The sequence below is a fragment of the Candidatus Omnitrophota bacterium genome, assembly GCA_003598025.1.
GTDB lineage: Bacteria > Omnitrophota > Gorgyraeia > Gygaellales > Profunditerraquicolaceae > Profunditerraquicola.
Genome location: QZKH01000003.1, coordinates 444,664 through 470,700, shown reverse-complemented (window position 1 = coordinate 470,700; position 26,037 = coordinate 444,664). Strand labels below are relative to the sequence as shown.

Annotated in this window: 27 protein-coding genes; 26 read left to right on the top strand and 1 reads right to left on the bottom strand. The window is 41.3% G+C overall.

The window, feature by feature from the left end:
* Position 1: 1 nt before the first annotated feature.
* The 19 genes from C4533_04770 to C4533_04680 all read left to right on the top strand — a co-directional run bounded on the left by C4533_04770 (position 2) and on the right by C4533_04680 (position 18,402).
* Positions 2-1,057: an acetate kinase gene (locus C4533_04770; protein ID RJP29116.1), complete on the top strand. Its 1,056-nt coding sequence runs from the start codon at positions 2-4 to the stop codon at positions 1,055-1,057.
* Positions 1,058-1,077: 20 nt separating this feature from the next.
* Positions 1,078-1,428 carry an aspartate 1-decarboxylase gene (locus C4533_04765; protein ID RJP29115.1) on the top strand — a complete coding sequence of 117 codons (351 nt, stop codon included), beginning with the start codon at positions 1,078-1,080 and terminating at the stop codon, positions 1,426-1,428.
* Positions 1,406-1,951: a peptide deformylase gene (gene def, locus C4533_04760; protein RJP29114.1), complete on the top strand. Its 546-nt coding sequence runs from the start codon at positions 1,406-1,408 to the stop codon at positions 1,949-1,951. The genes C4533_04765 and def overlap by 23 nt, the downstream gene beginning before the upstream one ends.
* On the top strand, positions 1,902-2,105 hold the full coding sequence (locus tag C4533_04755) for a hypothetical protein (protein RJP29113.1): 204 nt from the start codon (positions 1,902-1,904) through the stop codon (positions 2,103-2,105). The genes def and C4533_04755 overlap by 50 nt, the downstream gene beginning before the upstream one ends.
* Positions 2,102-2,968: a lipoyl synthase gene (locus C4533_04750; protein RJP29112.1), complete on the top strand. Its 867-nt coding sequence runs from the start codon at positions 2,102-2,104 to the stop codon at positions 2,966-2,968. The genes C4533_04755 and C4533_04750 overlap by 4 nt, the downstream gene beginning before the upstream one ends.
* The gene (trxB, locus tag C4533_04745; protein RJP29111.1) at positions 2,961-3,893 is read left to right on the top strand and encodes a thioredoxin-disulfide reductase; all 933 of its coding nucleotides are present in this window, start codon (positions 2,961-2,963) and stop codon (positions 3,891-3,893) included. The genes C4533_04750 and trxB overlap by 8 nt, the downstream gene beginning before the upstream one ends.
* Positions 3,890-5,692: a phosphoenolpyruvate carboxykinase (GTP) gene (locus C4533_04740; GenBank protein RJP29110.1), complete on the top strand. Its 1,803-nt coding sequence runs from the start codon at positions 3,890-3,892 to the stop codon at positions 5,690-5,692. Before trxB ends, C4533_04740 begins: the two co-directional genes overlap by 4 nt.
* Complete coding sequence (locus tag C4533_04735; protein ID RJP29109.1) at positions 5,692-6,588, top strand: phosphoribosylaminoimidazolesuccinocarboxamide synthase; 897 nt, start codon at positions 5,692-5,694, stop codon at positions 6,586-6,588. Before C4533_04740 ends, C4533_04735 begins: the two co-directional genes overlap by 1 nt.
* The gene (locus C4533_04730; protein ID RJP29108.1) at positions 6,589-7,572 is read left to right on the top strand and encodes a UPF0104 family protein; all 984 of its coding nucleotides are present in this window, start codon (positions 6,589-6,591) and stop codon (positions 7,570-7,572) included.
* Positions 7,517-8,011, top strand: a complete 495-nt coding sequence (locus C4533_04725; GenBank protein ID RJP29107.1) for a hypothetical protein — start codon at positions 7,517-7,519, stop codon at positions 8,009-8,011. The genes C4533_04730 and C4533_04725 overlap by 56 nt, the downstream gene beginning before the upstream one ends.
* Positions 7,996-8,784, top strand: a complete 789-nt coding sequence (locus C4533_04720; protein ID RJP29106.1) for an MBL fold metallo-hydrolase — start codon at positions 7,996-7,998, stop codon at positions 8,782-8,784. Before C4533_04725 ends, C4533_04720 begins: the two co-directional genes overlap by 16 nt.
* A 70-nt stretch (positions 8,785-8,854) precedes the next feature.
* Positions 8,855-9,535, top strand: a complete 681-nt coding sequence (locus C4533_04715; protein ID RJP29105.1) for a hypothetical protein — start codon at positions 8,855-8,857, stop codon at positions 9,533-9,535.
* Positions 9,536-9,706: 171 nt separating this feature from the next.
* Positions 9,707-10,783 (top strand): transaldolase, encoded by a 1,077-nt coding sequence (tal, locus tag C4533_04710; GenBank protein RJP29220.1) that lies wholly within the window; start codon positions 9,707-9,709, stop codon positions 10,781-10,783.
* Positions 10,784-10,913: 130 nt separating this feature from the next.
* The gene (locus C4533_04705; protein RJP29104.1) at positions 10,914-12,347 is read left to right on the top strand and encodes a PEGA domain-containing protein; all 1,434 of its coding nucleotides are present in this window, start codon (positions 10,914-10,916) and stop codon (positions 12,345-12,347) included.
* 2 nt (positions 12,348-12,349) lie between these two features.
* Entirely contained in the window at positions 12,350-13,996 is a 1,647-nt protein-coding gene (locus C4533_04700) for a glycosyltransferase family 2 protein (GenBank protein RJP29103.1), read from the top strand.
* Positions 13,997-13,999: 3 nt separating this feature from the next.
* Positions 14,000-14,680 carry an isoprenylcysteine carboxylmethyltransferase family protein gene (locus C4533_04695; protein RJP29102.1) on the top strand — a complete coding sequence of 227 codons (681 nt, stop codon included), beginning with the start codon at positions 14,000-14,002 and terminating at the stop codon, positions 14,678-14,680.
* A gap of 167 nt (positions 14,681-14,847) precedes the next feature.
* Positions 14,848-15,807, top strand: coding sequence for a permease (locus C4533_04690; protein RJP29101.1), 960 nt, complete (start codon positions 14,848-14,850; stop codon positions 15,805-15,807).
* 24 nt (positions 15,808-15,831) lie between these two features.
* Positions 15,832-18,099, top strand: coding sequence for a heavy metal translocating P-type ATPase (locus C4533_04685; GenBank protein ID RJP29100.1), 2,268 nt, complete (start codon positions 15,832-15,834; stop codon positions 18,097-18,099).
* Positions 18,100-18,105: 6 nt separating this feature from the next.
* Positions 18,106-18,402, top strand: coding sequence for a hypothetical protein (locus tag C4533_04680; GenBank protein ID RJP29099.1), 297 nt, complete (start codon positions 18,106-18,108; stop codon positions 18,400-18,402).
* Positions 18,403-18,426: 24 nt separating this feature from the next.
* Here the strand turns inward: C4533_04680 and C4533_04675 are convergent, their stop codons facing one another.
* Positions 18,427-20,355: a diguanylate cyclase gene (locus C4533_04675; protein ID RJP29098.1), complete on the bottom strand. Its 1,929-nt coding sequence runs from the start codon at positions 20,353-20,355 to the stop codon at positions 18,427-18,429.
* Positions 20,356-20,562: 207 nt separating this feature from the next.
* On the opposite strand from C4533_04675, the gene C4533_04670 reads away from it, so the two are divergent.
* From C4533_04670 to C4533_04640, 7 genes are all read left to right on the top strand, one after another.
* Positions 20,563-21,153, top strand: a complete 591-nt coding sequence (locus tag C4533_04670; protein ID RJP29097.1) for a transposase — start codon at positions 20,563-20,565, stop codon at positions 21,151-21,153.
* A gap of 70 nt (positions 21,154-21,223) precedes the next feature.
* Positions 21,224-21,571 carry a hypothetical protein gene (locus C4533_04665; GenBank protein ID RJP29096.1) on the top strand — a complete coding sequence of 116 codons (348 nt, stop codon included), beginning with the start codon at positions 21,224-21,226 and terminating at the stop codon, positions 21,569-21,571.
* Between the two features lie 42 nt (positions 21,572-21,613).
* The gene (locus C4533_04660) at positions 21,614-22,003 is read left to right on the top strand and encodes a DUF3568 family protein (protein ID RJP29095.1); all 390 of its coding nucleotides are present in this window, start codon (positions 21,614-21,616) and stop codon (positions 22,001-22,003) included.
* A 56-nt stretch (positions 22,004-22,059) separates the two neighbouring features.
* Entirely contained in the window at positions 22,060-22,668 is a 609-nt protein-coding gene (locus tag C4533_04655) for a hypothetical protein (protein RJP29094.1), read from the top strand.
* A 14-nt stretch (positions 22,669-22,682) separates the two neighbouring features.
* Positions 22,683-24,701: a hypothetical protein gene (locus C4533_04650; GenBank protein RJP29093.1), complete on the top strand. Its 2,019-nt coding sequence runs from the start codon at positions 22,683-22,685 to the stop codon at positions 24,699-24,701.
* Positions 24,702-24,778: 77 nt separating this feature from the next.
* Complete coding sequence (locus C4533_04645) at positions 24,779-25,540, top strand: class I SAM-dependent methyltransferase (protein RJP29092.1); 762 nt, start codon at positions 24,779-24,781, stop codon at positions 25,538-25,540.
* Positions 25,541-25,613: 73 nt separating this feature from the next.
* The gene (locus C4533_04640) at positions 25,614-26,012 is read left to right on the top strand and encodes a hypothetical protein (GenBank protein ID RJP29091.1); all 399 of its coding nucleotides are present in this window, start codon (positions 25,614-25,616) and stop codon (positions 26,010-26,012) included.
* Positions 26,013-26,037: the final 25 nt, after the last annotated feature.

The following is a 26,037-nucleotide window of genomic DNA, read 5'->3' as shown; positions in this document are numbered from 1 at the left end:
TATGAAGATACTGGTTATTAATTCCGGAAGCTCCTCAATTAAATACAAGCTTTTCCACATGCCCAGCGAAGCCGTACTTTTTAAAGGCGGTATTGAGCATATAGGGGAGAAGGGTTCAAAAATCAAGGATCATTATGAAGGCTTAAAGCTCATATTGGCCAAGATAGACGGTGTGGATGTTGTCGGCCATCGCGTAGTACACGGAGCCCAGGTTTTTAACAAGCCTGTTTTGATCAGCGATAAAGTAACAAAAGAGATTAAGAAATGCGCCTCGATCGCCCCACTACATAACCCGGCAAATCTTTTGGGGATAATGTCCTGCAAGAAATTACTGCCCGGCATAAAGCAGGTAGCGGTATTTGATACGGCTTTTCACCAGACATTGCCGGATTATGCTTATACATACGGATTACCGCTTGAATATTACAGCAAATACGGTATCAGGAAATACGGTTTTCACGGCACAAGCCATGAATATGTCGCTCATGAGGCAGCCAGGCTCATGAAGAAACCAATAAATAAATCAAAAATAATAACATGCCACCTTGGCAACGGTTGCAGTATAACTGCAATAAAAAACGGCAGGTCCATTGATACGAGTATGGGTTTTACTCCGCTGGAAGGATTGCTTATGGGCACGCGCTGCGGGGATATTGACCCGGCCCTGGTGACATACATAATGAAATTAAAGAAAATATCTGCTGATGAAGCAGACAGCCTCCTTAATAAACGGAGCGGGCTTAAAGGCATCTCGGGTATCAGTAATGATATGCGTTTACTGGAAAAGAAGTCTAAGCAGGGAAATAAGCGGGCAAGGCTTGCGATAGATATCTTCGTCTACAGGATAAAGAAATATATAGGCGCATATATTGCGGCTATGGGCGGGTTGGATGCTTTAGTTTTTACCGCGGGAATAGGCGAAAACCAGAAAAGAATACGCCAATTAGTAACTAGCGGATTATTTAGTTTTATGAATAAGAAACCCAAGGTACTGGTGATACCTACAAACGAAGAGCTGCTGATTGCGCGTAAGGCTTACGGCCTTATCAGTAAATAGTATAAATCAAGGAGTATAAAATGTTACGCACGATGTTAAAATCTAAAATTCACAGGGTAAAAGTCACCGAGGCAAACCTTTATTATGAAGGCAGTATTACTATTGACGCTGACCTTATGAAGGCCGCAGATATAATCGAAGGAGAGAAAGTAGAGGTCCTAAGCCTTAATTCAGGGATGCGGCTTGAAACTTATGCTATCAAGGGTAAAGCAGGTTCCGGCACTATATGCCTAAACGGCCCTGCTGCCAGGGGTGCCTGTGTCGGTGATGAAGTGATCATACTTGCTTATACAATTATTGAAGACAGCAAGGCAAAAGAATTAAAAGCAAAGGTAGTAAAGGTGATTAATGGCAATAGAATTAAAAATTAGAACTTATCCTGACCCTGTTTTACGAAACAAGGCAAAGGCAGTCACTCAGGTCACTGAAGAGCACCGCCAGATATTGAGCTTAATGGCAAGGCTCATGTATTCTTCTTCGGGTATAGGTTTGGCTGCGCCACAGGTGGGCATCTCTAACGCCATGATAATAGTCGATATAGGTAGTGGTTTATATAAAGTGATAAACCCTAAAATCACCAAGAGGAGCGGTTCCCAGGCAATCGAGGAAGGCTGTTTGAGCGTGCCGGGCATATGCCTGAAGGTAAAGAGGGCAAACAATATCGTCGTTAACGGGCTTGACGAGAATGGCAAGCCGGTCGAAATCAGGGCCGAGGGTTTGCTTGCATGCGTCTTTCAGCATGAGATTGACCATCTTTTCGGTAAACTGATTGTTGATTATGCATCTATGATAGATAAGATAAAGATGGGGCACAGAGTTAAAGCCTTAAAAAGGAAATTTAAAGATGAAAGAATGTCCCAACCAGAAACAAAATCTTGCAAATTGCAATTGTAGCTATGCCTCTTGCTTAAGAAAAGGCTTATGCTGCGAATGTGTACTTTACCACAGGACGAGCGGCCAGATCCCTGCATGCTTTTTCCCTTCGGATATAGAGAAGACTTATGATCGTTCGATTAGTAATTTCCTGAAGATAAATAAAAAATCATGAATAGATTGCCGGTTGGGTTCAGGCAGGAGCTTCCGGATAGCACAGTCTTTGATACCATAAAGCTTATCAATGAATCATCCCTGAATACTGTCTGCCAGCAGGCAAAGTGCCCAAATATTAATAAGTGCTTTAAAGCATCCCGGGTCACTTTTATGATCCTGGGCAACCGGTGCTCGCGTGCATGCAGGTTCTGTAACGTAATGAAATCAGAAGCAGGCCGGATTTATCATAAAGATGACTCTGAGCCAATGCGCATAGCAGAATTTATCATGCAAACCGGTTTGAAATATGCGGTTATTACTTCTGTCACCAGGGATGACCTGGCTGACGGTGGTGCTTCTGTTTTTGCGCAGACTATACGCCAGATACATTTGTTTAATCAAGATACGGCAGTTGAAGCGCTTATACCGGATTTATCCGGCGATATAAATAACATTAAGATTGTAGTTGATGCACAGCCATGCGTGCTGGCGCATAATATTGAAACAGTCAGCAGGCTTTATCCGGCCTTGCGGCCCGATTCTGATTATGAATTAAGTTTATCTGTTCTTAAAAAAATCAAGCTATTAAATAACGGTTTATTGACAAAATCGTCAATTATGCTCGGGTTAGGCGAGACAAAAGAAGAAGTTCGTGGATGCATGCGCGATCTTAAAAATGCTTCCTGCGACATTTTAGTGTTAGGCCAGTATCTTGCTCCGAGTTGCGCGCATTATCCCGTGCAATATTTTTTAAAAGAGGATGATTTTAGGGAATATGAAAATATGGCCAAAGGCCTGAAATTCAGGTCAGTCATTTCAGGGCCGTTAGTAAGAAGTTCTTATAACGCAGAGAAAGTTTACCGTGAGGTGTGTAATGTATGATCTGGTTATTATCGGTGCTGGGCCGGCAGGATTAACGGCAGCGCTTTATGCCGGTAGATTCAGGATGAACACAATAATCTTAGAGAAAATGAGCCCGGGAGGACAGATCATCCTTTCGCCTAGTATTGAGAATTACCCGGGGTTTCCCGGCGGGATATCAACACATGAGCTGATCGAAAAATTCAAATCGCAAGTGCAGGAGCTGGGAGTGAAAATAGTGCCTGAAGAAGTTGTTGAAATAGCATCTGAGCATGCCAGCCAAGAGACAGTTTATAAATTAAAAACCAGTGATAATGTATACCAGGCCAGGGCAGTCATAATAGCTACCGGAGCGCAACCTAAACAATTGGGCGCAGAAGGTGAGAAGCAGCTTACCGGAAGAGGCGTTTCTTATTGCGGAACATGCGATGGGCCTTTCTTTCGTAATAAAGACGTAGTTGTAGTGGGCGCAGGCGACCGGGCTTTTGAGGATGCGCTCTTCCTATGCGAATATGCCAGCAGTGTTACTTTGATTCACAGACGCCAGGGTTTCAGGGCTTCAAAAATACTGGAGGAAAAAGCAAAAGCAAACCCTAAAATAAAATTTGTGCTTGATTCGGTAGTCGAGAAGATAACCGGCGAGAATAAAGTCGAATCGGTAATGGCAAAAAACGTAAAAACCGGCCGATTGAGTGAAATTAAATGCGCAGGAGTCTTTGTATTCGTAGGCATAAAGCCCAATACCGATTTTATTAAAAATTATTTGCAATTAGACGAAAGCGGATTTATAATTACCCAACAAAACACACAGGCCTCAAGGCCGGGGATATTTGCCTGCGGAGACTGCTGCAGCAAGAGCCTTTACCAGGTTATCAACGCCTGCGGAGAGGCAGCTGTTGCCAGCGATTCAGCGCATAAGTATCTTTTAAACCAAGAAAGAAAATGAATAAAAACCATCCTACGCGCAATAAAAAACTAAAAGAATGGGTTGAAAAAATGGCACGTATGTGCCAGCCTGATAACATTGTCTGGATAGACGGTTCTGCCGAGCAGAAAAAACAGCTTGAAGACGAGGCAGAGTCGATAGGAGAGATCATTCCTCTTAACCAGAAAGAACTTCCCGGCTGCTTTTTACACCGGACAGCAAAGGATGATGTTGCCCGTACCGAGCACCTTACTTTTATTTGCACCAAAAAGAAACGTGATGCCGGCCCGAATAACAATTGGATGTCTCCTCGTATAGCATACAATAAGGCAAAGGCGATATTTAAGGGGTCTATGTGCGGCAGGACGATGTATGTTATACCTTTTTCTATGGGCCCCGTGGGTTCCACATTTAGTAAGATCGGGGTTGAACTCACGGATTCGCGTTATGTTGTCCTGAACATGATGATAATGACCAGGGTAGGTAATGACGTGTTAAGGCAGCTTGAGAAAGACGACGTTTTTACGAAATGCCTTCATTCAAAAGCCGAGTTGGATATAAATAAAAGACTTATTCTGCATTTTCCTGAAGACAATACAATCTGGAGCGTTGGTTCGGGCTACGGCGGTAATGTGCTTTTAGGCAAGAAATGCCTTTCTCTGAGAATAGCAAGTTTCATTGCCAGGAAAGAGAGATGGCTGGCTGAGCATATGTTGATAATGGGTATTGAAGAGCCCAATGGGCATATTGAATATATAGCGGCAGCTTTTCCCAGCGCTTGCGGCAAGACAAACCTGGCTATGCTTATACCTCCGGAAGGCCTTAAACGTAAAGGTTACAGGATATGGACCGTAGGAGATGATATCGCTTGGATGCGCATAGATTCAGACGGTAAGCTCTGGGCTATTAATCCGGAGACAGGATTTTTTGGGGTTGCGCCAGGGACCAATTCTAATACAAACCCCAGTATGGTTGAAACCATCAAGAAAGACACTATTTATACAAACGTGCTTTTAAAGGATGATGGTACGGTTTGGTGGGAAGGCGCAGACGGGCCTGTCCCTGAGCATGGCATAGATTGGTTAGGCAGGCCGTGGAAGCGCGGCCAACTTGATAATGACGGAAAGCCTGTTTTGGGAGCGCATCCAAACAGCAGGTTCACTACTCCGATAGTAAACTGTCCCTCAGCTTCTTTCAGGCTTGAACAGCATCATGGCGTACCTATATCAGCGATAATTTTCGGCGGCCGCAGGCAGCATCTTGCGCCATTAGTGTATGAATCTTTTAGCTGGCAGCACGGTGTTTTTACCGGAGCGATTATGGCTTCCGAAAGAACCGCTGCACAGGTTGGTAAAGTAGGCGAAGTCAGGCGCGACCCGATGGCAATGCTTCCTTTCTGCGGGTATAACATGGCATATTATTTCAGGCATTGGCTTGATATGGGCAAACGTATGTCTAATACCCCCAAAATATTCCATGTCAACTGGTTCAGGGCAGATGAGTCCGGAAAATTACTTTGGCCCGGGTTTAAGGAGAATCTCAGAGTATTGGAATGGGTGCTTGACCGCTGCAACAATAAGGTGGGAGCTGTTAAAACTCCGGTAGGATATATTCCCCATGCCGAAGATATTGATATGACCGGTTTGGAAGTGAACCCTGAAGATTTAAACAGGCTGCTTGAAGTCAAGAAGGAAGATTGGCGTAATGAATTGGATGGTATCAAGTCTTTCTTTAAGACTTTTAAAAAGGACCTGCCAGAGGAGCTCTGGCTGGAATATAAGGCTTTAGATAGGCGCCTCTCTTCAAAAGAATTTGAATAATGGATAAAAATATAATACTAAACACGGATTTTAAAGACCTAAAACTATTCCGCAGGGGAAAAGTAAGGGATGTCTATGACCTAGGGGATAAATTACTGGTTGTTTCTACAGACAGGATCTCCTGCTTTGATGTGGTTTTGCCGGGAGGGATCCCTTATAAAGGAAAGGTGTTAAATTCGCTTTCCTGCTTTTGGTTTGGGTTGATCAAGGATATCGTAAAGACTCATTTTATAACTGCAGATATCGATAAATATCCGCAGCAGCTAAAGAAATACAAGGATGAAATTGAAGGCAGGTCAATGTTGGTTAAGAAAGCTGCTTCGCTTCCGGTTGAATGCATAGTAAGAGGGTACCTGTCCGGATCAGGATGGAAAGAATATAAAAAGAGCCAGACAGTCTGCGGCATCAAGCTTCCTGCAGGTATTGTTGAATCAGGGCGGCTTCCTGAGGCGCTGTTTACCCCTTCTACAAAGGCTGATGTCGGCCATGATATTAATGTGCCGATGCAATATATAGAAGAAAAGTTGGGGATAAATACGGCAGAAAGATTAAAGGCTCTGAGTATCGCGATATATAACAAAGCGGCAGATTTCGCTTTATCAAAAGGCGTGATTATCGCAGATACAAAGTTTGAATTCGGACTTGATGGCGCGGAACTTATACTTATTGATGAGATCCTGACCCCTGATTCATCGCGTTTTTGGCCGAAGGAAGAGTATTCTCCGGGCAAGCAGCAGCCGAGTTTCGATAAGCAGTTTGTCAGGGATTATCTTGAAACTTTGGATTGGGATAAAACCCCTCCTGCACCCGAGCTTCCGGATGATATAGTGCAGAAAACAAGCCAGAAATATCTACAGGTCTATAAAATCATCACTGGCAAAGAATTGACAAGATAAATGCCTGTATTCAAAAAAGTATTTTCCTTATTTTTAAGGATCGCGATCAGCGCTTTCCTGCTGTTTCTTTTGTTTAAGCAGATTGACACCTCAAGCCTCGTAGCAAATATCAGGTCAACCGACAAATATATACTTAGCATCGCCTTTCTTATTTATTTCCTCACTTATATAATATGTTTGTTTCGTTGGGAGATGCTCTTAAAAGCGATAAAAATAAACCTTCCTCTTAAAAGGGTGATTATTTCTTTTGCAGGAGGCAGCTTTTTCAGCATGTTTTTACCTTCTACTATAGGAGGAGACCTTATCCGCAGTATCGACCTGTCTATGCATACCAAACGGCCGCGGGAGGTGATTGCTACGGTTTTACTGGACAGGTTAAGCGGTTACATAGGCCTGGTTATAGTTGCTATTGTCTCTATAATTATCGGATGGCGCCAGATGGATGGCCAGCCTGTGATTATTACCACCATGCTGGTAATAGTCGGTATGCTGGTTTTAATATTAGTAGTGTTATTTAATAATTCTATTTATTCAAAAGTAAATAAACTTTTGCATTCAAAGAAATCCGGCGGGCTCAGGGATATGATAAAGAACCTGCATAACGAGATATATGTCTTTCGCAATCACAAGGGCGTAATAATAAATAATATTTTTATGTCTGTATTACTTCAGATAACAATACCGGTCAGCTACTATTTTATCGGGCTGTCTTTCGGGATTAAAATCAATATGTTGTATTATTTTATTTTTATACCTATCATATCAGCTATTGCCATGCTGCCGATCTCATTAGGCGGGCTAGGATTGCGGGATGCTGCTACAGTTTTCTTCTTTGCCAAGGTGGGCCTGGGAAAAGACCTGGCCTTTGCAATGTCGCTTACTTCGTTCTTTATAATGGTTGTTTACTCCATAATCGGAGGCCTCATATATGTCCTTACTGTACGTCATAGACGGATACAACGTATTAAACCACCCGGCATTTAAGGAAAACTCACCAAAAACCTGCAGGGACAATAAGCTCGTTTTGATAAATTTGATTAAAAATAACAGCCTTACCGGCAGCGCCAGGAACTTGGCTTTTTTGATCTTTGACGGTTTCCCAAATATGGAAGACAAAAACAATCTTGCAGAAGATTATGGCCATATAAAATTATTTTTTTCCAGGCAAATTACCGCAGATGAATATATTAAACGGATCGCGGAAAAATTAAAATACGGCAATAATTTGATCGTTGTTTCTGATGACAGGCAAATACGCGATTTCATAAACTCATTAGGGTCAAAAGCGATGGGGGTAGGTGAGTTTATTAATATAAAGGCAAAGAAGCCGGCCGAAGACGATCCGGGTTCAAAGCAGGAGCTTAATTATATGCAAATTAAGAAAATAAATGAGGAGTTAAAAGGGTTATGGCTGCGGGAGTGATTAAGAAACAAAAAACAAATTATATAAAGTTTTTAGGAACTGCAGGCGCACGCTTTGTCATGATAAACCAACTCAGGGCATCCGGGGGGATATGGGTATCTGCAGGGGATACAAATTTAATTATCGACCCGGGCCCGGGAAGCATTGTCCGGTGCTCAAACAGCAGGCCAAAGCTTAATCCAGTAAAGCTCGACGGTATCATACTTACTCACCGTCATTTAGACCATTCGGGAGACGTTAACGTCATGATAGAAGCTATGACAGAAGGCGGATTTAAGAAAAGAGGCGTTGTCTTCTGTCCTGAGGATGCGGTTAAAAGAGAGGATTCGGTTATCTTAAAGCATCTGATTGATTTTCCTGAAAGGATAGAGATTTTAGGGCCTGAAAGAAAATACAAGGCCGGTAATTTTGAATTCCAGACCTCGATGCTCCATAAACATCCTGTTGAGACCTATGGTTTAAAATTTAAAATAAATAAGGCTACAATTAGCCTGATGTCGGATACGGCTTATTTTGCCGGTCTGAAAGAATTCTATAAAAGCGATATCCTGATCTTATGCGTAGTCTTTGTTGAGCCGCGTAAAGACATCCAGCACCTGAGTTTAAGAGATGCCGAGCTGTTGATTAAAGAGCTGAAGCCTAAAAAAACTATATTGACACATTTTGGCATGACAATTTTAAAAGCCAATCCTTATAAATTGGCAGAGAGTTTATCACATAAGCTTGGGATTGACGTTGTATCTGCTTATGATGGAATGACGATAGATTTTTGATATTTTTCTTGACATAAGTGCATGTCCGTGATAAGTTTAGAATACTAGGATAACAAAAGGAGGTGTATAGATGAGTAATTGGCAAGCAGTTTTACTGGAGCCAGCTAAGACAGTCTTAACACAAGTTGGACAATTCTTAGCAAACGTTGTTATGGTAGTTGTTTTACTAATAATCGGTTGGGCAATCTCAAAACTCATCAAAAACCTAGTTGTAAAAGGTCTGAAAGCGATTAAGCTTGATGATGTCTCTGATAAATTCAAGCTCAGCGAGATTCTGGAAAAGGGAGGAATGAAGTATTCTCTTTCAGAGCTTATCGGTGTAATCTGCTATTGGATAGGTATGCTGATTACCGTGATAATCGCAGTCAATTCTGTAGGGTTGACCATGGCCGCAGATTTACTTAACAGGATAGTTCTCTTCATACCTAATATTGTCATTGCGATAATTATATTGATCGCGGGTATGTTTGTAGCTACCTTGTTAAACAACTTAGTTCAAACCGCTGCTTCTAACGCTGGTCTTTCCCAGGCAAAATTATTGGGCAAGATCTCTGAAGCGATAGTTGTGATTTTCGCTGCTGCTATTTCACTCGAGCAGTTAGGAATCGGCGCTAAGATAATCGAGCTGATAATCGGTATAATCCTGGGGTCGCTTGGATTAGGCCTTGCGATTGCGCTTGGGTTAGGCTGCCGTGATATTGTCGGCAAATATGTCGAAGATCTCCTTGATAAAGTAAAGTCAAAGAAATAAACCGTAATTAATCCGCAACAAACAATCCCGTGCCTGGGAACAGGCACGGGATTTTTATTTGGCGAAGGATAGCGTAATAAAAAAATAAGGATAAAATCTGCCAATTATGCTATTATTATATAATCAATCTAAGCATAAAAGGAGGCTTTGGTGGGCATAAGCACGATAAAAATGCTTGAGCAGCAAGGGCAGAGCATATGGCTTGATAATATCAGCAGGGACCTGATTAGATCCGGTAAACTCATCCGTATGATTGAGTTAGGATTAAAAGGTATAACCTCAAACCCTACGATTTTTGATAAAAGTATAAGCTTAAGCTCTGATTATGACAGCCAAATATTGGAACTCTCTTGCTCCCGGGGATCGGTTTTTGATATTTATGATGAGATTACTGTTGATGATGTCAGAAGCGCAGCTAAGATGTTCCTGGACGTTTATAAGGAGACCGCAGGTTTAGATGGGTATGTAAGCCTTGAAGTAAACCCGAGGCTTGCGCTTAATGCGGAAGAGACCATCAGAGAGGCGCAGAGGCTTCATAAAAAACTTGGGTTGCCGAATGTTATGCTTAAGATCCCTGCTACCGATGAAGGCTTTATTGCTGCAGAAGAGCTTATTTCGCGCGGGATAAATGTAAATATCACTTTGATTTTCTCTCAAGGCCAGTACATAAACACCGTGAATGCATATATTAATGGAATAGAGAAATTGATTAAAAACAACGGTGATCCTAAGGATGTGCGTTCAGTAGCAAGCGTTTTTGTAAGCAGGCTGGACACTGTTGTTGACCGTTTGCTTGGCCCCGGGCATAAATTAAGAGGCAGGGCCGCAGTAACCAATTGCCAGTTAATTTATAATAAATTTATTGAGGTTTTTAATAGCGAAATGTTCCTTAGCCTTAAAAAGAGAGGTGCTAATATCCAACGCCCTCTATGGGCATCGACGAGCACAAAGGATGCTTCTTACAGCGATATTAAATATGTTACCGAGTTGATAGCAAGAGATACGGTAAACACTCTCCCCGAGAATACTTTCTGGGCTTTTGTTGATCATGGTACGATCAATCATGATTTAAGCAGCGAAAATACGCAAACTCCGGCCGAAATCATAAATTCGCTTAATGGGTTGCAAATTGATATTCAAGAGATATGCGCGGGTTTACTGCGTGATGGCCTTTCTGCATTTGAGAAATCATTCGATTCTTTGCTTAATAGTATAAGCCAGAAATCAAAAGTCTTGTGCAACAGATAAGCCAGTATCTTATCGCCTGATAATGGGCAGCAGGAATTTGATATAATTTTCAAATACCATATTTAATTTGATTCTGCTTTTTTAGCATGCGGCATTACTGATTTCGGCGGTATCAAAAACAATCAAACCAATGGTTATTATAAGAAGGGTAATATTCGCCATATTTCTTGTTTCATATCTTATTATCTGCCCGCTTTTGGTGTTTTATTCCCTGGGCTATATCATAAACCCGCTTAAAAAAGAAGTGTCTCATACCGGGCTGGTTTATCTCTCAACAACTCCGGCGGGGGCTGATATTTTTCTTGAGAACAGCCGGTATGATTACAGGACACCGACATCTATTACAGAACTCCTGCCCGCAAGCTACAATATAAGGATAAGGCTTAAGGGCTACAAAGTATGGAGCCATCACGTTTCTGTGGAGGCCGGCAAGGCCCTGGCTTTCGATAATATAATTATGATACCCAGGAATTGGCGGGCAATCAAGTTATCAGGCGAGAGTTATAAAGATATAATGCCGATACCCGGTACAAATTATTTTATTTTAGCTAAGTCGTCTGAATTAGGGGGTTATTATATATATGATTGCCTGAATAATGAAACCAGGCCATTATTCGTAGATGAAGCTTCTTTATTTGACCTTAATGTAAGCAACGCTTATACCCAGGCATCAAGGGATATGGTAGTCATAGCAGCAGGCAATATATTTGACAGGAGATATTTCTTAGCCAAGATTGGGGCCAAATACAATACCGTCTTTGATATAACCAAGCTTATACAGGAAAAACCAAGCTATGTCTTTTACGGAAACAGGCAGGATCATGAATTGTTTCTGGGAGGGGCAAAACGGATGGATTACCTGAATATTATAGAAATGTCTTTATATCCGGAATATTTCAAAGACATAAAGGGTTTTGGCGCCGGCGAGAAATGGATTTATGTATTAGATAAGAATAATAAAGTCAGCAGGTATTCGTATAATAAAAATAACAAACAAACGCTTCTTGGAGATAATAATTTAGGAGATGAACTGTTCAACCGCTCCAGTTTCTACAGGATTTATATCTATAATGACGATTTAATGCTTTTCCTGGGGGATAAAGGAGATCTTTTGACTAACCGTCCTCCTTACAGGATATCAGATAAAGGAGTATCGGGTTTTGAGATAAACCGCGATGCCGGTTCTTTGGTTTACTGGACTAAGAACTCTATTGGAATTGTTTATTTTGAGGAAGAAACAGGCGATTCGCTATTTAATGAGACAGTTGTAATCAGGCCCCTGAAGGCAGATATGCGTAATCTAAAAAAGTGCTTTTGGGTTGACAACAATCATGTGTTATTACACGACCAGGATAAACTTTATTTAGCTGAACTCCAGCCTGATGGCAAAGACCACATTGATATGATTTATAGCCTCGCAAGAGACTCGGGCGTGTTTTATTCTCCCAAGAGCGGTTTTTGCTACTTTTTAGACCATAAAAACCGGCAGCTTGCCGGAATAAGAATAATTCAAAAGGATAAAACAGGGTTTGAGCCCTTAGCCATGGGGAAGAACATTAGATAAATATGGAATTCTTGTATACCCGTCATAACCTGGATGCGACCCAAAGTAAGCTGGAGCGTTTTTTTGAGATAGTCCCCGGAGCGTTAAGCTGGGGGATAATAATCGGAATGGTGGCCTTAAGCCTTGCTAAGCCATTATTGGCTGCGGTAATTATGATCGCCTTTTTATTGTATTGGGTTATGAGGCTGATATATATGAATATCTTCTTGGTTTTGTCTTATTTCAGGTTAGAGACAGAAAAGAAAATTGACTGGAGCAAGCGCATTAAAGAAATAGATAAACTGGCTGTCGAGAAGAAAATACCATCGGATAATATTATTATAGCCGGCTTTAAAGAAAAAATCGCAAACCTGACATACAGGAGAGAGGTAGCCGGGCTTTTAAAAAGCGGTCAATTCCCGCCAGCATTTGAAAACTTGTATCATTTGGTCCTGATCCCGGTTATAAAAGAGGGCCTTAATATAGTGGAACCGGGCATAGCCGGTATTTTAAGCGGCCAGTATCCTGCCTCAAGGATCGTGCTTATAATTGCCCTTGAGGAATCTGCCAAGATAGAAGTGAAGGCTGATATGGAGAGTATCGTCCAAAAATATAAAGGCAGCTTTATGGATATCTTTATTGTTATTCATCCTTCCGGGCTTGAAGGAGAGGCCAGGGTCAAAGGGGCAAATATTGCCTATTCGGCAAAAGAGGCAGCACGATATTTTAGAGATAGAGGCATAGCGTTTGAAAATGTGATTGTTTCCTGTTTCGATGCCGATACCGTACCCCAGGGTAATTATTTCAGCTGTCTGACGTATCATTTTATGATTACTCCGGAAAGGCTCAAGGCGAGTTTCCAGCCTATACCTGTATATCATAATAATATCTGGGATTCCGCCAGTTTTGCCCGGATAATAGATATCGGGACATCTTTTTTCCAGCTCGTTGAAGCGACGAATCCGAATAAGCTGGTGACATTTTCAAGCCATAGCATGAGTTTTAAGGCGTTGGTCGATGTGGGTTTTTGGCCGGTAGATATGGTTTCGGATGACTCTGCTATTTTCTGGAAGGCATTTATACATTTTAACGGGGATTACCGTGTTGTGCCTGTTTATACTACCGTATCAATGGATGTAGCAACCGGTAACAGTTTCCGGGAAACATTCATGAATATATACAAGCAGAAGCGGCGTTGGGCATGGGGCGTAGAGAATTTTCCGATAGTAATCAGGGCTTTTATAGTCAAGCGGAGCATCCCGGTATATAAAAGGATTAATTTCGGGATTAAATTGCTTGAATCTTTTGTTTCCTGGGCAACATGGTCTTTTTTGCTTGCGTTTATAAGCTGGTTGCCGGCCATTTTTTCCGGAAGGGAATTTTCCACAAGCACAGTTTATTATATAGCCCCAAGAATAAGAGGGGTGATCTTCAGCTTATCTTCTTTTGGATTGCTGGTTTGCATGGTGATAAGCCTTCTGCTTTTGCCTGCAAGAAAAGACAGCAACGCGGCGTTATCAAAGATAAGGCACTCGCTTGAGTGGGTATTTATCCCAATTATAATACTCGCATTGAGCGCATTACCGGCTCTGGATGCGCAGACAAGGCTTATGCTGGGTAAATATATGGAGTTCTTTGTTACTGACAAGAGCAGAAAAAATGGACAATAAACCATGAAAATGCGTATAAGGATACAGGGTATACTGATTTTTGCCTCAGTTTTACTTACTTTGGTGCTTTATAAATTGATATTACCCAGCTGGAAATACCATCCTACTGATGAATTGTTTGATGCCCTCGGGATAGGGTTGATATTATTTGGCTTCTTATTCAGGGTTTCTTCAAGGGGGTATAAGGAAGAGATGTCGTCTAACGGCTTTAAACTCGTTACCGGCGGGCCGTATAAAATGGTCAGAAACCCTATGTATCTGGGCACATTGTTGATTGGCTCAGGCGTGGTCCTTATGATTTTCCGTTTGTGGATGCTGTTTATTTTTCTTGCTGTTTATCTGATGATATACATACCGCAGATAAATAAAGAAGATAAAATCTTAAAAGATAAATTTAAAGATGACTATTATAATTATTGCAGGTCTACCCCTAAATATTTTCCCAGTTTCAGCAGCTTATTTAATCTAAATTATTATCTTAAAGTAAAGTTTTCCTGGGTAAAGAAAGAAGCCATATCATTAGCAATGGTCATGGCGACAATAATAGCTATAGAAGTTTTCGAAGATATAAAATTGTTTGGTTATCCTAATTTTATAAATGAAATATTCGAATTTTTATTTATTTTTACCCTATTTTTGGCCATAATAAGGATTTTCTTTTACGCAAATATTTTGCGCGATTAAAATATAAAAAACCACTAACAGGAGGAGGCAATGGATAACAGTAAAAGTGAAAAACCAAAGAACAAATCTTTTTTTTCGCGGATGCTCGAGAAGCTTGACAAAAAGATTGAAGAAAAGTCAAAGGCGGCATCGTGTTGCTCTAATAAGACTGATAAAGGGCAGAATAAATGCTGCAGTTAATCGTTGATTTTTTTGTATTTAAGATACTGGGTTTTAGCAGCACCTCTAAAATAGCAGGTGTGATTAATTTCTTTATTTATGATTCTATAAAGATATTAGCCTTGCTTTTTTTCATGATCTCAGTTATAGGTTTCTTAAGAACTTTTGTTTCTGAGCATAAAATTAAGAAATGGCTTGAAAGGAAATCTGTCATTGGTAACTTTTTTGCTGCTTTATTTGGTGCGGTTACGCCGTTTTGTTCGTGTTCATCCGTACCCATTTTTATCAGCTTTATTGAAGCCGATATCCCTCTGGGTGTAGCTTTTTCTTTTTTAATTACTTCGCCATTAGTAAATGAATACCTGGCTGTATTAATGCTTGGTTCATTTGGTTGGAAGATAACACTCGCCTATATTATCAGCGGCATATCAATCGGCGTTATTTCGGGAGTTGTGTTATCTAAGATGAAAGTGGAGAGATACCTGGTCAAGGACATTCTGATGCCAGGGCAATACCCGCTGAGCCAAAAAGCAGTTTATAAGGGCATAAAGAGCCGGATTTTATTCGGCTTATACGAAGCCGGAGATATAGTGAGAAAATTATGGCTGTGGGTTTTAGCAGGCATAGGTATTGGCGCTTTTATTCACAATTACATCCCTGAAAATACGGTGCATGCAATTGTTTCAAGAGGAGGGATTTTTTCTGTTCCTATAGCTACATTGTTAGGCGTACCGATGTATGGAAGTTGTGCTGCGATAGTACCGATAGCTGTTGTTTTATTTCAGAAAGGATTTCCGCTCGGTACGGCCATAGCTTTTGTCATGGCAGTCTCTGGATTGAGCCTGCCGGAGGCGATTATATTAAGAAGGGCGATGAAACTGCAGTTGATATTAATATTTTTTGGGATTACTGCATTGGCGATTATTTTTACTGGATATATCTTCAATTTCTTGCAGGTATATCTATAAAACCTATTTAACTGATCAATAATTATGGCTAAAGACCCTATTTGCGGAATGGATGTTAATGAAAAGGATTCCTTGAAGCTTGTCAGAGGGCAAGATACGTATTATTTCTGCAGTGAGCATTGTAAAGATAAATTTCTGAAGGGAAATTATCAGCAAGCGTACATGCCTTCCGTGGGTAATGCCTTTAAAAATGTTTATATCTGCCCTATGCATCCGGAGATAGAACAGGACCGCCCCGGCGATTGCCCTAAATGCGGGATGCACCTGGAAATAAAAGGTTTTGCTCCTGAAGAAAACGCGCAAGATAGGCAAGAGAGGTCTTTATCGCGTAAATTCTGGGCCGCAGTAATATTTACCATACCAGTATTCTTCCTTTCTATGGGCCATATGTTTGGGCTAGTAGATACGCATTCGGATTTTTGGCGTTGGATGCAATTTTTTCTTGCCACCCCGGTTGTCTTATGGGCAGGCAAGATTTTCTTTGTTAAGGCGTGGAAGTCGGTATTAAATAAAAGCCCAAACATGTTTACCTTGATTGGAATTGGGGTAGGAGCTGCTTATGGGTTTAGCGCGCTTGGATTGTTTGTGCCAGGGGTATTTCCTGATTCGATAAAAGAGGCAGGCAGGGTAGGGTTATATTTTGAATCAGCAGCAGTTATCACGACTTTGGTTCTTCTGGGGCAGCTACTTGAATCAAAAGCGCGCAATAAAACGGGGCAAGCGATTAAAGCCCTGGTGAGTTTGGCGGCAAAGGTAGCTCATAAGCTCAAGGATGGTAAGGAGGAGGATATAGATATAGATAAGGTAATCAAGGGGGATTTATTACGCGTTCGTCCCGGTGAAAAGATCCCGCTTGATGGAGTTATAATCGAAGGCCAAAGCTATGTTGATGAATCCATGCTTTCCGGAGAAGCTTTGCCGGTGCTTAAGAAAGAAGGAGACAGCGTTATCGGGGCAACTATAAACCAGGCAGGGACTTTTATTATGCGCATTGAAAGGGTGGGTTCTGAGACAATCCTCTCCCAAATCATAAATATGGTTGCAGAGGCTCAACGCAGCCGCGCGCCGATACAGAATCTTGCAGATAAAATCTCGTATTATTTTGTCCCGGCGGTGTTTATCTGCGCAATAATATCGTTTGTTTTATGGTATATTTTTGGCCCGGAACCGGCATTAGCGCATGCTCTTGTAAGCGCCATATCTGTTTTAATAATTGCCTGCCCGTGCGCTTTGGGATTGGCTACGCCCATGTCAGTGATGGTTGGAGTAGGTAAGGGTGCTCAGTCCGGAATTTTAATAAGGAATGCCGAGGCTATTGAGAAGGCCGAAAAGTCAACCCTTGTCCTTACTGATAAAACAGGCACTTTGACTGAGGGCAGGCCGAAAGTAACTTCGGTTATAACTGCTTCAGGATATGAAGAAGAAAGGCTTATTGAAATTTCTGCCGCCCTTGAGAGCAGTAGTGAACATCCACTGGGCCGGGCGGTAGTAGATTATGCAAAGGAAAAAGGTTACTCAGTATCTAATGCAGCAAATTTCCATTATGTTACCGGCAAGGGGGTAATGGGCCAGGTAGACGGCGTATTTGTTGTAATCGGAAAGAAAAGCTTTATTGAAGAAAACAGTATAGTATTTCCCCGGGATTTAATCGGCAAGGTAACAGAGCTTCAAGATAAATCGCACACGGTTATTTGTGTGGCTGCCGGAAAAGATTTTGCAGGTATTGTTGCAGTATCAGATCCTATCAAAAAGACAACGCCGCCTGCTATAGAAGGATTGCATAAGATGGGGTTAGAAATCGCAATGCTTACTGGTGATAATGAGAACACAGCAAATGCTATCGCCAAAGAACTTAAGATAAAAAAAGTATACGCCGGCCTCAGCCCTGAAGGTAAGCAGGCAGTAGTCAGGGATTTAAGGAAAAAAGGCGCAAAAGTATTAGTGGCAGGAGACGGGATAAACGATGCTCCTGCTCTTGCCGAAGCAGAGGTCGGGGTAGCAATGGGTGCCGGGACAGATGTCGCGATACAAACTGCCGGTATCACTTTGGTCAAGGGTGATTTAAGGGGTATTCTTAAGGCTATAAATTTAAGCCGGCAGGTTATGAAAAGTATCCGTCAGAATTTATTTTTTGCATTTATTTATAATACATTGGGTATTCCGATTGCTGCGGGGGCATTGTATCCATTTTTTGGCCTGCTTTTAAGTCCGATGATAGCAGGTGCAGCAATGAGTTTTAGCTCAGTTTCTGTTATTGCCAATTCACTTAGGTTGCGTAATTTAAAGTTATAACAAACCATGAAAGAATATTTGTATTGGAATAAAGCAAGAGTAATTTCATTAATAATCGCAGGTGTTTATATTGTCATGGGCTGGTTTTTCTTTAAAGAGGGTATTGTTAAGCTTTTCGGGTTGATTGCATTTGCTTTGGCAGGCATATGGTTTGGCGATGAGCTTGGCCAATATGAAGCTCCTTCAAGAGGGGGATATATCAGAGCTACCCCGGGCTTTTTTATGCGCATCGCAGGCTGGGCGCTACTTTTCTTGCCGGCGATTCTGGTATTAGTCGGTATTTTCTCAAAATATCTTTATTGAAGGCTGGAAGGCGCTTGAATGGTTTTACCTGGAGAATTCAACGACCCTGTTTCTTCCCATTCTCTTTGCCAGGTAAAGAGCGGAATCCGCTTCTTTTATTAAGTCATAAGCGGTTTTGGTTTTATCCTGGCCGTCGTAAAACGTTATTCCCACGCTTATAGTCAGGGAGAGCGTGCTGTTTTCGTGTTTAAGGGAGGATTTGGCTATTGTCTGTCGGATTTTTTCAGCAAAGTCTTTTGCATTTTCAACATGGTTTCTGAGCCGCTCTGCAGCATTTTTTGCACCTTTAACCGCAGTTTCAGGGAGGATAAGCGCAAATTCTTCACCGCCATACCTTCCGCAAATATCTACGTTTCTCAGGTTATTTTTCAGGATAAGCGCGACTTTTTGCAATGCTACATCACCGGCTTGGTGGCCGAACTTATCATTTATATCTTTGAAGTGATCCAGGTCTATCATCAAAAGAGACATCGGCCTTTCATATCTTTTTGACCTCTCTGTTTCTTCATTCAGCCGCGCCATGAAATGCTGATGATGATATAGCTTAGTCAGGCCATCAGTTATTGCCTGGCGGTAGAGCCTGGCATTCTCGATTGCGATCGCAGCTTCGTTTGCTAATGTATCAAGGATATCAATATCGCTGGGGTCATAAAACCCGCCGGATGATTTATTGTCAAGGTTTAAGATACCTACCAGTTTGTTCTTACATATTAACGGCATCATTATTTCTGCGCCGATCTCATCCATATCTTTTTTTATTTTTTCAAGCTGCGGAGTAGACAATTCTCTTTCAGCCTCTTCCCTTACCAGGGTAGCAGGCTTATTAGTCAGGTATCCGATTATCCCGTTTATAGGTTTTAGCCTTATTGATTCTGCCTGTTCTTTCGGTATGCCGAAAGAGGCAGCGACCTTGTATTCTTTTGATTCCTCATCTTCCAGCAGAAGAGATACCTTGTTTACGCGGATGTTTTTTACAATAGTGTTGACGAGATAATCAAGAAGCTGGTTTAAGTCCAACATTGTTACAAGGGCTTTTGCGGATTCTTTTAACACATCCTGATAATCATATTTACCTTTATATAATATTGAATTTAAGGCTAACTGAAGGTTCTTTCTATATTGCGGGGTAATCAGGAATACTATACTGATTGCGGTTATGGAAAAAGCATTGGACACGAAATACGGGAATTTTGGCTGTAACAGCCAGACAAGTATTATATGGACGATTATTGCCGGCATTATAACCGCAGTAAAAAATACGGTACGGTTCATAAGAACGATAATATCCATGAGCCTATATCTGACGATGGAATAAGTGATGATTATTCCGTAAAGAGGGAAGAGAAAAAAGCCAAAAGGATAAACCGGCAAATCCAGGGCCATTGGCAGCACTGTAGACATTGAGAAGGCAGCAACAAAAGTTGCCAGGAAGAAATATTTCAATTGATTGCGCTTGTAGCTGGAGGCATGCCTGTAGGCGCGGATAAGTTCATAAAAACTCATGGTAATAAAAGCAATGATAAGAGAGAAGTGTATAATGTAGAGGTTCGTGCCTTTTGGGGTATAGGGCTGGTAAAATTTAGGCACAACATCAGCTACTATCAGTGAAGGCCAGAAGCTCTCAATGAATATGGCTGTGAGGCCTACGCCGTAAGCAGCGATAGCTAACCTTCTTTTATTCTGTTCAACATCTATATAATAAAGGCAAAAGAGAAAAAATATCAACCCGCAAAGGATGCTTAGGGGGTGGGCAAGGCGGACGATATTAAGGGCAATTTGCTTATCTGCGATTGTATTAACTATATAAATGGAGGCAAACCATATAGCGCTAACCATATTAAATAAGCACCAAATCTGATTTAGCTTATTTGTGCGGTTATTCAAATATGAATAGGCGCCGATAAAAACTAATATAAAGCAGTTAATTAGTGCAGATAAGCGGAAATAATCCATATATGAGAACAAGAATACTATAATATCCTGATAAAATCAAGGTAAATAAGAACCAACTCGAAAGCGGTCTTGTTAGCTGGCTTAAAAGAAGGGGACGTTCCCCAAGGTGCCATCCAGCCATGCTATAACTTTATTTGTTTCAACTAATAAAAAAATAGTTAGATATCTGATTCTTGGACCGTCTTTTATAAGTGAAAGGAGGAATTTATGCCGAGAAAAAACAGGGGGCTAGTTGACGGAAGTTATTATCATATTGTTGTCAGAGGCAATGATAAAAGAAAACTGTTCCGGGCTAAACAGGATTATCAATGGTTTTTAGCACTAATTAGAGAGTACAGACAAAAACATCCAATAAGCATTTTGCATTATTGCTTAATGCCGAATCATTTCCATGTATTGATAAAAACAATTAAAGCTGAGCATGTTCCCAAGTTTATGCAGGGTTTATTACAAAAGTATGGGGCTGGATTCCGCAGCAAATACGGATCGGTGGGCTATTTATTCCAAAATAGATATAATAGCCGAATAATTGAAAGCGAAGGTTACCTTATTGAATGTGCAAGATACATAGAAAGGAATCCTTTACGTGCTGGGCTAGTGAAGGATATTGCTGATTATTGTTGGAGTAGTTTTCAATTCTATGCAAATGGCAAACCAGATGCTATAATTAATCTGCTCAATCCTATGTATGAAAGCCTAGGCTTTACGATTGAAGAGAGGCGTTGCCGTTATGCGGAGCGGGTACGTGAATGGCGCCCTTACGAACGTATTGTAGATCAAGCATTTAGGATACCATAGAATGGTATTAGGGGGAACGTCCCCTATTATATAAGGAGAAAATAAATAGCCAATAAACGGAGGCGGTTTTATGCAATATAATAGGATACTTCTATTATTCTTGTTATTAACAATGCCGGCAGGACTTTTTGCCAAGTCTGGGCCTCCGATACCCGTTCCTAAATTGTCTATAGAGGAAGCAGTGTCTCTTGCGAGCGAATATTTTTATACTAAAGAGACCAGGATAAGGGGGCAAGAGTATTTTAAAAAGTCAGATTATATCCTTATCTCTGCGGAATACACAAACCGCCTTAAGGATAAAGCAGGGCATGAGTGGGCATGGAAGATAAAGTTTGTCCACCCTGAGCAGAACGATCATTCTGTCGTTTATAAAGTTACCGATGAAGGGGAAGTAATATATTTGTATGGGTCTGAATAATCAGCCTGGTTAATCCGGGTTGGTTATTGAAAGGAGGTACATATGTTTAAAAGTGCATTGAAAATAGCAGTAATTCTGGCTTTGGCAGTTAATGTATGCGGATGCGCTTTATTAATCGCAGGCGCTGCAGGCGGCGTAGGAACAGCTTTATGGTTATCAGGAAAACTTAGCGATGAAGTAAGCGCTCCTTATGAAAGGACAGTCAATGCCACTAAAAGGGCTATAGAATCCCTTGATATGAAAGTAGACAAGGAATCCAAGTCCGATGAAGTCACACAGATAAGAAGTGAATATATCGATGGCAGTGAGGTATGGATTGATATCCGGCCCCTTACGCAAACAGCTTCAAAAGTTGAAGTCAGGGTCGGCGTAACAGGAGATAAAACAGCATCGGCGAAGATATTGGAGAGAATCAAGAAATATAGCTACTAGAGTTATCATGCTTAGTTGATATTGGCTGCAAAAATCATAAGGAAGAGAGGGTTATCATGGTAAATAGAAAGGGTATTATTGTATTTATATTTGGGTTAGCCGCTCTGTCTGTTTCATTTGTTGCGTCGGTTAAATTATATGCCCATTGTGATACTTTAGACGGCCCGGTAATCCTTGATGCAAGGCTAGCTATCGATAAAAAGGACGTTACGCCTGTGCTTAAATGGGTAAAGGAAGAAGATGAACCTGAAATACGGATTGCATTTGAAAGAGCTTTATCTAAAAGAGAAGCAGATCAGAAAGAGGCTGATATGGAGTTTTTTGAAACACTGGTGCGTATCCACCGGGCAGGAGAAGGGGCTGAATTTTCCGGTTTAAAACCCATAGGTGCGGTTGAGCCTGCTGTCAGCCGGGCAGATAAGGCGATTGAAGCCAATTCTGTTGATGAGCTTGCTGTTGAATTAACAAGCACGCTAAATTCAGGGATAAAAGAGCGTTTTGACAAACTAATAGAAGCAAAAAAGCATATGAATGAAAGCGTAGAGGCAGGAAGAAGGTATGTCGCAGCATATATTGAATATGTGCATTATGTTGAGAAGATTTATGAAGCCTTAGGGCGAGCTTCCGAACATAGTATGGAAAAAGAATCGCACCATAAACATTAAACCCAACCTTAAATATGAAAAATAAAACTGTTTTGATCCTGGTAAGCTTTTTGTCGCTTTTTATTGAATTAACTTTTATCCGCTGGCTGCCTGCCCATATATTTTCAATAGCATTTTTTTCAAATATAATCCTGATAGCGTCTTTTCTGGGGTTAGGCATAGGTATGCTCATGGCAGGTTACAAGCGGGACCTCTTTGCATATTTTGCGTTTATCCTGGCAGGAGCGGTTTGCATGGTTTTGCTATTCAGGAATGTCCAAGTTGAGCTTTCATCACACTCTCAAACCTGGATATGGTCTCATTACACCGGTAACAGGATCTACGATTTCTTCTGGTTTAAATTCTCCATCACTCAGCTGATCGGGATTATATTTACTTTGACAATCATTGTTTTCCTTCCCATGGGCCAGAAAATCGGAAAACTTATGCGGGAGATGAAGCCTTTATATGCTTATACTTTGAATATTCTGGGCAGCCTGTTGGGAGTTATAGCATTTGGTTTCGTTTCGTTGTTTCGTGCCCCGGCTTATGTCTGGTTTATGATAGCAGGAATTATTATTCTGGCAGTTATATATAAATATAATAAGAGAAGATTTGTTTTTAATGCGTTTGCAATGTTTTTGGTTGTTTTCCTCATTTCTTCGGTTGAAAAACACACTATTTGGTCTCCTTATTATGCTATTAATATTTCTGTTGATCTTGGGAAAAATATCAGCATCTATGTAAACCAGCTGCTTCACCAGACTGCGGTAAATTTCGAAATCAAGCAGGATATATACGAAAAATATATGTTTCCTTATAAGGTGTTTAGCCCTGATAAGGTCCTCATAATAGGGGCCGGAACAGGCAATGATGTCTGGGCAGCGCAAAGATCAGGAGCTAAGCATATTAATGCCGTTGAAATAGATTCTTCAATACTGGCTATCGGAAGATTCGGCCATCCACAGCGCCCTTACGATAATAAAAACGTGCATGTATTTGTTGACGACGCGCGTTCATTTATGTCCAAAGATAGAGAGAAGTACGATATGATAGTTTATGGCACATTGGATTCACACGCCACTCTTTCGGTAACCTCGTCTATACGTTTGGATAATTACGTTTATACTCAAGAGGCTTTACGGCAGGCGCAGAATTTACTTATGCCGGACGGGGTGGTGGTCCTTTTGTTTTCCGTGCCTAATGAATGGATGGCGGCAAGGTTGATTGAGACAACCAGGTCCGTATTCGGCAGCGAAGATACCCGTTATTTTGAATCGGATGACCGTTTATTTAATCTTGTGATATTGGCCGGGCCCGGGGTCAGGAAAGCGATTTCGAAAAATCCTGGGCTGAAGAATGTTTTATTACCGTTGCCGCCGGCATCCGATATAGAACTCCCTAAAGATGATTGGCCGTATCTTTATTTAACCAAGCGCGGTATACCTTATCTATATTTGGCTGTCCTGGCGATACTTGTTGTTATTTCTGTCGGGGCGGTATTTATTTTTACTCCTTTAAAAATGAGCAGAGTAAACCCTGTATTTTTCTTCTTAGGCTCCGGTTTCCTTCTTCTTGAAACCAAGAGTGTCACTACATTTTCGCTTCTTTTTGGTTCTACATGGCTGGTGAATGCTGTAGTGTTTTCGTCTATTCTGGTAATTGCGTTAATAGCTAATCTGGTTATCATGAAAAAGAACCCGAAGAACCCGAAATGGTTTTTTATGGCGTTAGCTGTATCCCTGCTCTTCCTGTATTTCTTTCCGCTTGAGGGAATATTGAAATTTGGCATTTTGGCAAAAGTATTTTTTGCAGGCGCATTAATAGCCTTACCGATATTCTTTTCATCCTTTATATTCGCTATTATTATTAAGAATGCGAAGGATGCCAGTAGCGCGCTGGGTTCCAATCTGCTGGGAGCTGTTTTAGGAGGATTCCTTGAATACTATTCGATGATCGGCGGGCTTAAGGCTCTTTATTTGATCGCATTATGCTGTTATATTGCAGCCGTAGTTTTTTTAGCAAAAAGAAAAACGGAAACGGCCATATTCTGACCTTGGATGCAAAAATTTTGCTGGTATTTTCAGGGATTGGCATTAAACGCCTGTAGCAGAAAGGAGAATAGCCAGGAATGAAACAATGGTACGAATCATTATTTGAAAATTACGCTAGTAAATACGACAAAGAAAGTTTTGTCCAGGGGACTGTGGGCGAATGCGACTTTATTGAAAAGGAATTGGATTATAATAAGTCTTTAAAGATACTGGATGTTGGCTGCGGCACGGGCAGGCATGCGATTGAGCTTAGTAGAAGAGGATACCATGTCAGAGGCATAGATTTGTCCGAATCACAGCTGGCCAGGGCGAAAGAGAAGGCGCAAGAAGCGGGCTTGGATATTGATTTTCAGAAGCATGATGCCCGTAATCTTCCGTTTGACGGCGAATTTGATCTGGTAATTATGCTATGCGAAGGCGGGTTCTCTCTTATGGAAACGGATGAGATGAACTTCGAAATCCTTAAAGAAGCAACAAAAGCGCTTAAAAGTAAAGGTAAGCTCATTTTTACCACATTAAACGGATTGTTCCCGCTGTTTCATTCGGTAAATGAGTTCTATAAGTCGGCGCAGAAAGAAGGCCAGTCCCAGTGCAAGGAGTGCTCCTTTGATCTGATGACCTTCCGTGATTATAACACCGTTGTTTTTGAGGATGATTCCGGCAAAAAAAGGGAACTCAGCTGTAACGAGCGCTATTATGTGCCAAGCGAGATCACCTGGCTTCTCAAAAGTCTTGGATTCAAGAAAATCGATATTTTTGGCTCAAGGCATGGGGCATACTCGAGAAACGACAAACTGACCACTGACGATTTCGAAATGCTCGTTGTCGCGGAGAAGTGAAAAAATAATAGGGGCGGTTATATCTCTTATCAAGCGGGCCGAAGAGCTCAACCTAAAAAAGCAAGCCAATATAATGAAAAACAGAGCCAGAAACTTCAAGTTTGCCACAGCGATAAACTGCATTGATGGAAGGGTACAGTTGCCGGTAGCGGAATTTATTAAGAAGAATTATGCTGTCGAATACGTTGATATGATCACCGTGCCCGGGCCAGACAAGGTTCTTAGCGCATGCAGGAACATGTATGAGATCGGGAGCCTTAAGGATAAGCTGCTGTTTTCATATAATAACCGTGATTCCAAATTGATATTCATAATCAGCCATTATGGTTGCCTTGGTAATCCAAGCGTGAAAAATGTTCACCTGAAGCAGTTAAGGATAGCAATGAAGAAGGTAAAGAAATGGTGCGCGCAGGCAAAGGTGTACGGAATATGGATTAATAAGGAATGGAAAGCGGTTTTAGTAAAGGAATAAAGGGAACTGTTTTATTTAAGTCTGT